At 59.3% G+C, this 11,858-nt stretch carries 10 protein-coding genes; 9 read left to right on the top strand and 1 reads right to left on the bottom strand.

What is annotated here, in order from left to right; translation table 11 throughout:
- Positions 1 to 39 precede the first annotated feature (39 nt).
- Entirely contained in the window at positions 40 to 1,596 is a 1,557-nt protein-coding gene (locus J4P02_RS17630) for an AAA family ATPase (RefSeq protein WP_426192502.1), read from the bottom strand.
- A gap of 116 nt (positions 1,597 to 1,712) precedes the next feature.
- Between J4P02_RS17630 and mrcB the strand changes: the two genes are divergently transcribed.
- The 9 genes from mrcB to msrQ all read left to right on the top strand — a co-directional run bounded on the left by mrcB (position 1,713) and on the right by msrQ (position 11,687).
- Positions 1,713 to 4,037 (top strand): penicillin-binding protein 1B, encoded by a 2,325-nt coding sequence (gene mrcB, locus J4P02_RS17635; RefSeq protein WP_426192504.1) that lies wholly within the window; start codon positions 1,713 to 1,715, stop codon positions 4,035 to 4,037.
- A 16-nt stretch (positions 4,038 to 4,053) separates the two neighbouring features.
- On the top strand, positions 4,054 to 4,800 hold the full coding sequence (locus J4P02_RS17640; RefSeq protein ID WP_426192506.1) for a tetratricopeptide repeat protein: 747 nt from the start codon (positions 4,054 to 4,056) through the stop codon (positions 4,798 to 4,800).
- Entirely contained in the window at positions 4,800 to 5,135 is a 336-nt protein-coding gene (locus J4P02_RS17645; protein WP_426192508.1) for a YqcC family protein, read from the top strand. The genes J4P02_RS17640 and J4P02_RS17645 overlap by 1 nt, the downstream gene beginning before the upstream one ends.
- A 570-nt stretch (positions 5,136 to 5,705) precedes the next feature.
- Positions 5,706 to 7,430, top strand: a complete 1,725-nt coding sequence (locus J4P02_RS17650) for an acetolactate synthase 3 large subunit (RefSeq protein ID WP_426192510.1) — start codon at positions 5,706 to 5,708, stop codon at positions 7,428 to 7,430.
- A 2-nt stretch (positions 7,431 to 7,432) separates the two neighbouring features.
- Complete coding sequence (gene ilvN, locus J4P02_RS17655; protein ID WP_426192512.1) at positions 7,433 to 7,924, top strand: acetolactate synthase small subunit; 492 nt, start codon at positions 7,433 to 7,435, stop codon at positions 7,922 to 7,924.
- A gap of 45 nt (positions 7,925 to 7,969) precedes the next feature.
- The gene (gene ilvC, locus J4P02_RS17660) at positions 7,970 to 8,986 is read left to right on the top strand and encodes a ketol-acid reductoisomerase (protein ID WP_426192514.1); all 1,017 of its coding nucleotides are present in this window, start codon (positions 7,970 to 7,972) and stop codon (positions 8,984 to 8,986) included.
- A gap of 146 nt (positions 8,987 to 9,132) precedes the next feature.
- A complete protein-coding gene (pssA, locus tag J4P02_RS17665) occupies positions 9,133 to 9,990 on the top strand; it encodes a CDP-diacylglycerol--serine O-phosphatidyltransferase (protein WP_426192516.1) in 858 nt (285 codons plus the stop codon).
- A 63-nt stretch (positions 9,991 to 10,053) separates the two neighbouring features.
- Positions 10,054 to 11,067: a protein-methionine-sulfoxide reductase catalytic subunit MsrP gene (gene msrP / locus J4P02_RS17670; protein ID WP_426192518.1), complete on the top strand. Its 1,014-nt coding sequence runs from the start codon at positions 10,054 to 10,056 to the stop codon at positions 11,065 to 11,067.
- Positions 11,067 to 11,687: a protein-methionine-sulfoxide reductase heme-binding subunit MsrQ gene (gene msrQ / locus J4P02_RS17675; protein ID WP_426192520.1), complete on the top strand. Its 621-nt coding sequence runs from the start codon at positions 11,067 to 11,069 to the stop codon at positions 11,685 to 11,687. Before msrP ends, msrQ begins: the two co-directional genes overlap by 1 nt.
- Positions 11,688 to 11,858 lie beyond the last annotated feature (171 nt).

Genomic DNA, 11,858 nt, shown 5'->3' on the forward strand with positions numbered 1-11,858 from the left:
GCCGTGAAGTCTTTGCAACTTCACGGCTGAAATAATTCCTTACAGGCCTGGCAGGCGTTGGCGAATGTTGGCGACCAGGGCATCCAGGCTGCCGCTCTCGTTGGTTTCCACGCGTTTGCTGCGCAGCAGTTCTTCCTCGGTCAGGGCTTCCCGAGTGGCTTGCTGGTTGGCAACCACTTCCAGGGTGGCGTCGGACGGATCGTTCTGATCGGCCTGGCGCTGAGCCAGCCAGCTGGCAATGACCGCCTCGGGTGCATTGCAGTCGATGATCAGGCACGGGGTGCCGGTGGCTTCTGCCACCTTGGCCGCAGCATCGCGTTGAGCGCGCTTGAGGTAGGTGGCGTCGATCACCACCGGGAAACCGGCACGCAGGATGGTTTCGGCGATTTCATGCAGGCGTGCGTAAGTGGCGCTGCTGGCTTCGCTGCTATAGATACCGGCGTGTACGTCGTTTGCGACCTGCTGCTCGCCGAACAGGCGCTTGCGTTCCACGTCGGAGCGCAGGCGGATGGCGCCCAGGGCTTCCACCAGACGCATGGCGACATGGCTTTTGCCCACGGCGGAAACGCCGGAGGTGATGGCCAGGAAACGCGATGGGATGGTGCTGTAGCTTTCCGCCAGGTTGGCGTAGTTGCGGTACTGGCGCAGGGTGGTGGCGCGCTGCACCGGAGTGGCGTCGGCGGGCATGCTGAACAGGCTGACCTTGGCCCGTACCAGGGCGCGATAGGCCTTGTAGAAATTCAGCAGTTCCAGGCCTTGGTAGTCGCCGGTCAGTTCCAGGTACTGGCTGATGAAGCGCCGTGCCAGGCTCTTCAGCCCGCGGTCTTCCAGGTCCATGGCGAGGAAGCCGGTGTCGGCGTAGACGTCGGTGAAACGGAAGGGTTCGTTGAATTCGATACAGTCGAAAATCACCACCTTGCCATCGATCAGCGTGGCGTTGCCCAGGTGGATATCGCCGTGGCATTCACGGATGAAGCCTTCGCTCTTGCGTTGGGCCAGCAGTGGCTTGAGGCGCTCGAAGCTGGTTTCCGCCCAGGCTTGCAAGGCTTCGAGTTGTTGCAGGTCGGCCTTGTCGCTGAGGAACGGGAGGATCTGTTCGAAGTTCTGGCGTACCGGCGCCATCACGCTTTCCGGCGTGCCGGCCTCGTGATCGGCCGGGACCTTGGGCGCGCTGAGGTGGAACTGGGCGATCTGCCTGGCCATCTCGTCGATATGCCCGGCGGTCAGTTCGCTGTTGGCCTGCAAGGTGCTGAGCAACTGGCTCTGTGGGAACTGGCGCATTTTCAGCACATGCTCGATGGCCGGGCCACTGCCGCCCAGCTCGGGAGCCTCGGCGCTGCCGGTGATCGGCAGGACTTCCAGGTACAGGTCCTGGGTCAGGCGCTGGTTCAGGCGCAGCTCTTCGGCACAGAAGTGCGCGCGGGCCTCGAGGCTGGTGAAGTCGAGGAAACCGAAGTTGACCGGCTTCTTCACTTTATAGGCAAAGGGGCCGGTGAGCAGAACCCAGGAGATATGGGTTTCGATGACCTGAAACCCCTCTACGGGATGAGGGTACAACGCAGGGTTTTGCAGGGCGGCGATCAGTGACTGGCTCACAGGCGATCCTTCAGAGTCGGGAAAAAACAAGGGCGTCATTATGGCCGCTGAATGCGTTAAGGCAAACCTCGGCTGGCGCATGTTGAGGATGAATAAAGTGCGTATAATCCGCCGCCATGACTCGTACCCGATCCCCCCGTTCCGCTAAAAAAACTCCCTCTGGTGGCCTGCGCCCCTGGCTGGGCTGGGCGCTCAAGCTCAGTCTGGTTGGCCTGGTGGTGCTCGCCGGCTTCGCGGTTTACCTCGATGCCGTGGTTCAGGAAAAGTTCTCCGGCAAGCGCTGGACCATTCCGGCCAAGGTCTATGCCCGCCCGCTCGAGCTGTTCGTCGGACAAAAGCTCAGCAAGGATGATTTCCTGACCGAACTCGATGCCCTGGGCTATCGCCGGGAAAGTGTCGCCAATGGTCCCGGCGCCGCATCGGTGAGCGGCAACACGGTCGATCTGAATACCCGTGGTTTCCAGTTCTATGAAGGCTTGGAGCAGGCGCAACCCGTGCGGGTGCGTTTCTCCGGCGACTATGTGGCGGAGCTCTCCGGCAGCAAGGGGGCCAAGCTGGCGGTGGTGCGCCTTGAGCCGCTGCTGATCGGCGGTATTTATCCGAAGAACCTGGAAGACCGCATCCTGATCAAGATCGATCAGGTGCCGCCTTATCTCCTGGAAACCCTGGTGGCGGTGGAAGACCGAGACTTCTATTCGCACTTCGGGGTGTCGCCGAAGTCCATTGCTCGGGCGATCTGGGTCAATACGTCGTCGGGCCAGATGCGTCAGGGCGGCAGTACCCTGACCCAGCAGTTGGTGAAGAACTTCTTCCTGACCAACGAACGCAGCCTGTCGCGCAAGCTGAACGAAGCCATGATGGCGCTGCTGCTGGAGCTGCATTACGACAAGCGCGAGATTCTCGAGGCCTACCTCAACGAAGTCTTCGTCGGTCAGGACGGTCAGCGTGCGGTGCACGGTTTTGGCCTGGCCAGCCAGTTCTTCTTTAGCCAGCCGCTGTCGGAACTCAAGCTGCATCAGGTGGCGTTGCTGGTGGGCATGGTCAAGGGGCCGTCCTACTACAACCCGCGGCGTTACCCGGAGCGGGCCCTGGAGCGGCGCAACCTGGTGCTCGACCTGCTGGAGCAGCAGGGCGTGGCCAGCGCCGAGCAGGTTGCGGCGGCGAAACAGATGCCCCTGGGCGTGACCAAGCGCGGCAGCCTGGCGGACAGCTCGTTCCCCGGCTTCCTCGACCTGGTGAAGCGCCAGTTGCGTGAAGACTACCGTGACGAGGACTTGACCGAGGAAGGGCTGCGGATTTTCACCAGCTTCGATCCTATCCTGCAGATGAAGGCCGAGGCCTCGGTCAACGACACCTTCAAGCGCCTGGCAGGGCGCAAGGGTTCGGAGGATGTCGAGGCGGCCATGGTGGTGACCAATCCGGAAACCGGTGAAGTCCAGGCCATGATCGGCAGTCGCCAGGCCAACTTTGCCGGTTTCAACCGGGCACTGGATGCGGTGCGGCCGATCGGCTCGCTGATCAAGCCGGCGGTCTATCTGACGGCGCTGGAAAAGCCCAGCCAGTACACCCTGACCAGTTGGCTCTCGGATGAAGCGTTTTCGGTCAAGGGTGCCGATGGCCAGGTGTGGAAGCCGCAGAATTATGACCGTCGCTCCCACGGGACGGTTTTCCTCTATCAGGGGCTGGCGCATTCCTACAACCTGTCCACCGCCCGGCTGGGCCTGGAAGTGGGCGTGCCCAATGTCTTGAAGACCCTTGGGCGCCTGGGCGTCAGTCGTGAATTCCCGGCTTTCCCATCGATGCTGCTGGGCGCTGGCGGCATGAGCCCGATAGAAGTGGCGACCATGTACCAGACCCTGGCCAATGGTGGTTTCAATACGCCGATGCGCGGGATTCGCAGTGTGCTGACCGCCGAAGGCGAGCCACTCAAGCGCTACCCGTTCCAGATTCAGCAGCGTTTCGATGCCGGGTCCATCTACTTGATCCAGAGCGCCATGCAGCGGGTGATGCGCGAGGGCACGGGCAGCTCGGTGTACAACGTATTGCCCAAGACCCTGGCCCTGGCCGGCAAGACCGGTACCAGTAACGATTCGCGGGACAGCTGGTTCGCCGGTTTCAGCCAGGATCTGCTGGCGGTGGTCTGGCTCGGCCGCGACGACAACGGCAAGACGCCCTTTACCGGTGCCACCGGCGCCCTGCAGGTATGGACCAGTTTCATGCGCAAGGCCGATCCGCTGCCGCTGGACATGCCGCAGCCGGACAACGTGGTCCAGGCCTGGGTTGATTCGCGTACCGGGCAGGGCTCTGACGCCAACTGTCCGGGTGCGGTGCAGATGCCGTATATTCGCGGCAGCGAACCGCCTCCCGGGGCCTCCTGCGCAGGGGAAACGCCTGCCGGTGGCGAGTCGGTGATGGATTGGGTCAAGGGCTGGATGAACTAAGCGATGAGGGTTTGACGTGAACAAGTGGTGGGTTCCAGCTATTACAGCTCTGGCGTTGCTCAACGGTTGCGCCAGTGTGCAGCGCGGCTCCATTCCCGTCGTGGATTCAGGTACCGCGGTATCCAACAGCGAGCGGATTTCCGCTTCCGGCGGTTTTCGCCAGACGACCATCAAGCGTCCGGCGCAAGCCCAGGCCCAGGCCATTCCGGAAGATTCCGGGGTGGTGGTGATGGTGCCGGGTGGCGGTGCCACGACATCGGCGCCGATCAGTTCTGCGCCTATCACTCCGGGCCCGAGTTCTTCCGGGCCCATTACCCCTGGGCCAGTGGATGGTTCGCTGTACCAGCCGGCGCCGAGCAACCAGGGCACCTACAACATGCCTTCGACGCCGAGCGGAATTCCTTCGGCCCGGGCGGGCGGCTTGTCGGCTGACGAACAGTTGGATGGCCCGGTGCTGGCCTTGCTGACCACGGCTCAGCAGCAGCAATCGAGCGGAGACCTCAATGGCGCTTCTTCCAGCCTGGAACGTGCTCAGCGCGTAGCTCCGCGGGAGCCGCAAGTGCTGTATCGCCTGGCCCAGGTGCGCATGGCTCAGGGCGATGCGCCGCAGGCCGAGCAGTTCGCCCGGCGTGGCTTGAGCTTCGCCAATGGTCGTCCTGATCTCCAGGCCAGCCTGTGGGAGCTGATCGCCCAGGCCCGGGAGAAGCAGGGTGATGCCGCTGGTGCCGCCCAGGCCCGGCAGAAAGCCAAGGTTGCGCTGTGATGGACGAGCGTTTCCCCAAGGTTGCCGAGCAACTGCTGCTGATCGAGCGAGAATTGCGGCTGCAGGGGCTGTGGGACGATGTTGCGCCCAGTGCCGAAGCGCTGGCCAGTACCCAGCCTTTTGCGGTGGATACTCTGGAGTTCGAGCAGTGGTTGCAATGGATTTTCCTGCCCCGCATGAAGATGATCCTGGAGCAGAATCTGCCACTGCCCAATGCCTCGGGAATCCTCGAGATGGCCGAGATGGTGTTTTCCACCCGCCCGATGCAGGGCCGTGATCTGCAGTTGCGGGTCCTGCTTAAAGAGTTCGACCAGCTCATAGTCGCCACTCGCTGAATCCAAGGCTGCCAGGTTTCCCTGGCAGCCTTTTTTGTTGCCTCGCGGTTTTCTGTCTGTTGCCGCGGCGTCGTGAAACTCCCCCTCCTGTACCTGCTCTTGATCTCTTGCATGAGGCGGCCAACTCGTGCCTGTCGAGAGGTCGATGGCAAAAGTCAAGGTTCGCACTTCTGAGTTGCTTGCCGAAGAATGCGCAATTGAAGTGCAGGCCGTTGTGGTTTTTGGGTTTTTTCTTGCGTTCTCATGCGCTTAGTTCGAATTAGCTACATAGACGTCTTGACTTGAAGAGGCCGAAACAGAAGAATCCAAAGTCCGCTGTAGAGGGACTGCCAGAAGCAGACCCACTCAGCAGATCATGAGGCGCACACCCGCGCCGAAGTGCTACACCCGCAACGCGTTACCTCGCGCTGGGTGGGAAAACCCCGCAACACTTTGGGGCGCTCCCAATACTTGCTCAGTCAGTGCTGACGTAGTCGGCGACCACCGTCGCTCATGCTCTGCTGAGAAGTAAACCTATTAAGACCCGCTCCCTTTTGAGGGCGGTATTCTGGCGTTTTAGAGGTGAACAACGTGGAGCTTTTATCTGGCGGTGAGATGCTCGTCCGCTTCTTGCGTGACGAAGGCGTCAAATATATCTACGGGTACCCGGGTGGTGCTCTCCTTCATGTTTACGATGCCCTGTTCAAAGAACCGGAAGTGACTCACATCCTGGTTCGTCACGAGCAAGCGGCAACCCATATGGCTGACGGTTATGCCCGTGCCACCGGCAAGGCCGGCGTGGTACTGGTGACTTCCGGCCCCGGCGCGACCAATGCCATCACCGGTATTGCCACCGCCTATATGGATTCGATTCCAATGGTGATCATTTCCGGCCAGGTGCCTAGCACCATGGTCGGTACCGACGCGTTCCAGGAAACCGACATGATCGGTATCTCCCGGCCGATCGTGAAGCACAGCTTCATGATCAAGCACGCTTCGGAAATCCCGGAAGTCATGAAGAAGGCGTTCTACCTGGCGCAATCCGGTCGTCCCGGTCCGGTGGTGGTCGATATCCCCAAGGACATGACCAACCCGGCTGAAAAGTTCGAATACGTTTTTCCCAAGAAGGCCAAGCTGCGTTCCTACAGCCCTGCTGTCCGCGGTCACTCCGGGCAGATCCGCAAGGCGGCAGAAATGCTCCTGGCGGCCAAGCGCCCCGTGCTCTATGCCGGCGGCGGGGTGATCCTGGGTGGTGGTTCCGCACCGCTGACCGAACTGGCCAAGATGCTCAACCTGCCAGTGACCAACACCCTGATGGGCCTGGGCGCCTACCCGGGTACCGATCGGCAGTTCGTCGGCATGCTCGGCATGCACGGCAGCTACACCGCCAACCTGACCATGCACCACGCGGATGTGATTCTGGCCGTTGGCGCGCGTTTCGACGACCGGGTGATCAACGGTGCGCCGAAGTTCTGCCCGAACGCCAAGATCATCCATGTGGATATCGACCCGGCATCCATCTCCAAGACCATCAAGGCCGACGTGCCTATCGTAGGTCCGGTGGAAAGCGTGCTGACCGAAATGGTCGCGGCGCTGAAGGAAATCGGCGAGACCCCGAACAAGGAAACGGTCGCCAGTTGGTGGAAGCAGATCGATGAGTGGCGTGGTGATCGCGGCTTGTTCCCTTACAACAAGGGCGACGGCAGCATTATCAAGCCGCAGACCGTGATCGAGACCCTGTGCGAAGTGACCAAGGGCGATGCCTTTGTCACCTCCGACGTGGGCCAGCATCAGATGTTCGCGGCGCAGTACTACAAGTTCAACAAGCCCAATCGCTGGATCAACTCCGGTGGTCTGGGGACCATGGGCTTCGGTTTCCCGGCGGCCATGGGCGTCAAGTTGAGCTTCCCGGATAACGACGTCGCCTGTGTGACTGGCGAAGGCAGTATCCAGATGAACATCCAGGAGCTGTCCACCTGCCTGCAGTACGATCTGCCGGTCAAGATCATCAACCTGAACAACGGTGTGCTGGGTATGGTGCGCCAATGGCAGGACATGAGCTACGGCAGCCGTCACTCGCACTCCTACATGGAATCGCTGCCTGACTTCGTCAAGCTGGTCGAAGCCTATGGTCACGTGGGGATGCGGATCACGGATCTGAAGGACCTGAAGCCGAAGATGGAAGAAGCGTTCGCCATGAAGGATCGCCTGGTATTCCTCGATATCCAGGTCGACACCAGCGAGCACGTCTATCCGATGCAGATCAAAGACGGCTCCATGCGCGATATGTGGCTGAGCAAGACGGAGCGTACTTAATCATGCGGCACATTATCTCCTTGCTTCTGGAAAACGAACCGGGTGCTCTGTCTCGTGTTGTCGGTCTGTTCTCGCAACGCAACTACAACATCGAAAGCCTGACCGTGGCACCGACCGAAGACCCGACCCTGTCGCGTCTGACCCTCACCACTGTCGGTCACGATGAGGTCATCGAGCAGATCACCAAGAACCTGAACAAGCTGGTTGAAGTGGTGAAACTGGTAGACCTGTCGGAAAGTTCGCATATCGAACGCGAACTGATGCTGGTCAAGATCAAGGCCACTGGCGCCCAGCGCGCCGAGGTCAAGCGCACCACCGATATTTATCGTGGGCAGATCGTTGATGTCAGCGCTAGCGTGTATACCGTTCAACTGACCGGTACCAGCGACAAGCTCGACAGCTTCATTCAATCGATCGGCACCGCATCGATTCTGGAAACCGTACGCAGTGGTGTCACCGGGATTGCCCGTGGCGACAAAGTACTGAGCATCTAATTCAAACTAGCTAATGGCCGGAACGGCCTGATACAGGGGAAATTCATGAAAGTTTTCTACGATAAAGACTGCGACCTGTCGATCATCCAGGGCAAGAAAGTTGCCATCATCGGCTACGGTTCCCAGGGCCACGCTCAAGCTTGCAACCTGAAGGACTCTGGTGTTGACGTGACTGTCGGCCTGCGTAAAGGCTCGGCTACCGTTGCCAAGGCAGAAGCTCATGGCCTGAAAGTCAGCGACGTGGCTACCGCTGTTGCTGCCGCCGACCTGGTCATGATCCTGACCCCGGACGAGTTCCAGTCCCAGCTGTACAAGAACGAAATCGAGCCGAACATCAAGAAAGGCGCCACCCTGGCCTTCTCCCACGGCTTCGCGATCCACTACAACCAGGTTGTGCCACGTGCCGACCTCGACGTGATCATGATCGCGCCGAAAGCTCCAGGTCACACCGTGCGTTCCGAGTTCGTCAAGGGCGGCGGTATTCCTGACCTGATCGCTATCTACCAGGACGCCTCCGGCAACGCCAAGAACGTTGCCCTGTCCTACGCCGCTGGTGTGGGTGGCGGTCGTACCGGCATCATCGAAACCACCTTCAAGGACGAGACTGAAACCGACCTGTTCGGCGAGCAGGCAGTTCTGTGTGGCGGTACCGTTGAGCTGGTCAAGGCCGGTTTCGAAACGCTGGTTGAAGCGGGCTACGCGCCTGAAATGGCCTACTTCGAGTGCTTGCACGAACTGAAGCTGATCGTTGACCTCATGTACGAAGGCGGTATCGCCAACATGAACTACTCGATCTCCAACAACGCCGAATACGGCGAGTACGTGACCGGCCCTGAAGTCATCAACGCTGAATCCCGTCAGGCCATGCGCAACGCTCTGAAGCGCATCCAGGACGGCGAGTACGCCAAGATGTTCATCAGCGAAGGTGCTACCGGCTACCCATCGATGACCGCCAAGCGTCGCAACAACGCCGCTCACGGTATCGAGATCATCGGTGAGCAACTGCGCTCGATGATGCCGTGGATCGGTGCCAACAAAATCGTCGACAAAGCCAAGAACTAAGTTCGAGTCTTGTCAGGGAAAACGCGGCCTAGGCCGCGTTTTTTCGTTTGGACGGGTATGTTCTGGTATAAAGCTGGATCCTTTAGGGCCCAATCGTGGTCCTTGGTATCTGTCGAAACTTTTCACACCGTTGCAAGGTAATGTCCATGAGCGAACGTCCCGAAGAGCCAAACCAGGCCTCTGACGCCGAAAGCCTGCTACCGATCGATGAGCATGTCGAAGAAGGGCATGACGCTGAAGGCCGTAAAGTCCGGCATCGTGGTATCTATCTTCTGCCGAATCTGTTTACCACTGCGAACCTGTTCGCGGGGTTCTATTCCATCATCAGTTCCATGAGTGCCCAGAGCGCGATGAGCGCCGGAGATGCAGCGGGGGCGAGCAAGTACTTTGCTTTTGCCGCGATCGCGATCTTTGTTGCCATGGTGCTCGATGGCCTGGATGGGCGCGTTGCCCGCATGACCAACACCCAGAGTGCGTTCGGTGCCGAGTACGACTCGCTCTCGGATATGGTCGCCTTTGGCGTGGCCCCGGCATTGCTGGCATTCGGCTGGGCCCTGGGTGATATGGGCAAGGTCGGCTGGATGGTTGCCTTCATTTATGTAGCGGGCGCGGCATTGCGTCTGGCGCGGTTCAATACTCAGGTGGGGACTGCCGACAAGCGCTACTTCATTGGCCTGGCCAGCCCGGCCGCGGCGGGTGTGGTGGCGGGTATCGTCTGGGCCTTCAGCGACTATGGTATCCAGGGCTCGAAGATGTCGTTCCTGGTGGCGCTGATGGTAGCGGCGGCCGGCATGTTGATGGTCAGCAATATCAAGTACAACAGCTTCAAGGATCTGGACCTGAAGGGGCGAGTGCCTTTCGTGGCCATCCTGGCGGTGGTGTTGGTGTTTGCAGTGGTGTTCAGCGATCCGCCGCGTATTCTGCTGCTGGTGTTCCTCGCCTATGCCGCTTCCGGGCCTATCCAGTACCTGTTGCACCTTCGTCGTCGCAAAAGCGCCGAGTGATGTAATTTCCCCCATACTCCGCAGTCTATTGGTGCATCTGTCCTCCAATACTGCGGAGTTGCCATGCTGTTCAAATTCCCCAAGTCCTCTGACTGCAAAGAGTCGGAGGTCACGCCTGAATCCTTCTATCTATCTCGACGCAGTTTGCTCGGTGGCGCAGTTGCCGGTCTTGCGGCATCGGCTGTGCCCGGCTGGGCGCGAGCGCAAGAGGAAGGGCGTTACCCCGATGTAGAGCCGGGGCGGGCGCCTGCCTGGTTTACCGATAAGTTGCCGAATACTCGATGGCAAGCGGTGACTGTCAAGGACGAGGCAATCACCCCCTTCAAGGATGCGACCCACTACAACAACTTCTATGAGTTCGGTACGGATAAAGGGGACCCGGCAGCCAATGCTGGAGCCTTGAAGACCGAGCCCTGGAGCGTGGTAGTGGATGGAGAGGTTGCCAAGCCGGGGCGCTATGCCCTGGAAGACTTCATGAAACCCTATCAGTTGGAGGAGCGGATTTATCGGCTGCGTTGTGTCGAGGCCTGGTCGATGGTGATTCCCTGGATAGGTTTTCCCATTTCTGCATTGCTCAAGCAGGTGGAGCCCAGCAGCAAGGCCAGGTTCATTCGCTTTGAAACGTTGCAGGATCCTGAGCGCATGCCTGGCCAGCGTTCAGGTTTTTCATTGATCGATTGGCCTTATGTCGAAGGCTTGCGCCTGGATGAAGCGATGAATCCATTGGCGATTCTGGCGGTGGGGATGTATGGCCGCGAGTTGCCTAATCAGAATGGTGCGCCGCTCAGGTTGGTCGTGCCTTGGAAGTATGGTTTCAAGAGTGTGAAGTCGATTGTGCGTATCAGTCTAGTCAGCGAGCAGCCCAAGACCACTTGGCAGAGTATTGCCGCCAATGAGTACGGTTTCTACGCGAACGTGAATCCCACAGTCGATCACCCACGCTGGACTCAGGCGCGGGAGCGGCGTCTGCCTAGCGGGCTGTTCAGTCCCAATGTGCGGGAGACGCAGATGTTCAATGGCTACTCGGATGAGGTTGCTTCTTTATATAGCGGCATGGATCTGCGGAAGAACTACTGATGCGTTATTCGTTCTGGCGGGTTGCGGTATTTTTCGCGGCACTGATCTGGCCGCTTTATTGGCTCTATGAGGCTTGGGCTTCGATTCTGGGGCCGGATCCGGGCAAGGTGTTGGTGGACCGCCTGGGGTTGGGGGCTCTGGTGTTGTTGTTGATCACCTTGAGCATGACACCGTTACAACGGCTTACCGGTTGGTCGGGCTGGATAGCGGTGCGTCGGCAGTTGGGGCTTTGGTGCTTTGCTTATGTAGTGCTGCACTTGAGTGCTTATGGGGTGTTCATTCTTGGCCTGGACTGGTCGCAGCTGGGGGTGGAGTTGCGTAAGCGGCCTTATATCTTTGTGGGCAGTCTGGGGTTTCTACTTCTATTGATGCTGGCAGTGACATCCAATCGCTACAGCCAGCGTCGTTTGGGCAGGCGATGGAAAAAACTGCATCGGTTGGTTTATCTCATCCTGGGGGTTGGGCTGTTGCATATGCTCTGGATTGTCCGGGCCGACCTCAAGGAATGGGCGGTTTATGCCTCTGTGGGGGCGTTGCTGCTACTGATGCGTATACCGGCTGTGATGCAGCGGATTCCTCGGATTCAGCCGCCCAAAGCATCTTCTGCAACAAAAATGTAATTAAGGGTTGACGGCAGATTGTATCTCTCTATAATTCGCCCCACTTCCGGCGCAGTCGAAACGGAAAACTCCTTGAAATTCAATGAGTTAATCGGTTTCAGCAACGCTTAAGCTTCAGTTCATCGAAGTCGGAAATAGTGAGTAAGGCGGTGCGTTTTCGCCTTATTAACG

The sequence above is a fragment of the Pseudomonas sp. NFXW11 genome, from assembly GCF_049887815.1.
Lineage (GTDB): Bacteria > Pseudomonadota > Gammaproteobacteria > Pseudomonadales > Pseudomonadaceae > Aquipseudomonas.

What these genes read in the sequence shown, in the direction of transcription:
- ilvN (WP_426192512.1), top strand. Translation starts at nt 7,433, where the DNA reads ATGCGGCACATTATCTCCTTGCTTCTGGAAAACGAACCGGGTGCTCTG.
- msrQ (WP_426192520.1), top strand. Translation starts at nt 11,067, where the DNA reads ATGCGTTATTCGTTCTGGCGGGTTGCGGTATTTTTCGCGGCACTGATC.
- J4P02_RS17645 (WP_426192508.1), top strand. Translation starts at nt 4,800, where the DNA reads ATGGACGAGCGTTTCCCCAAGGTTGCCGAGCAACTGCTGCTGATCGAG.
- mrcB (WP_426192504.1), top strand. Translation starts at nt 1,713, where the DNA reads ATGACTCGTACCCGATCCCCCCGTTCCGCTAAAAAAACTCCCTCTGGT.
- pssA (WP_426192516.1), top strand. Translation starts at nt 9,133, where the DNA reads ATGAGCGAACGTCCCGAAGAGCCAAACCAGGCCTCTGACGCCGAAAGC.
- ilvC (WP_426192514.1), top strand. Translation starts at nt 7,970, where the DNA reads ATGAAAGTTTTCTACGATAAAGACTGCGACCTGTCGATCATCCAGGGC.
- msrP (WP_426192518.1), top strand. Translation starts at nt 10,054, where the DNA reads ATGCTGTTCAAATTCCCCAAGTCCTCTGACTGCAAAGAGTCGGAGGTC.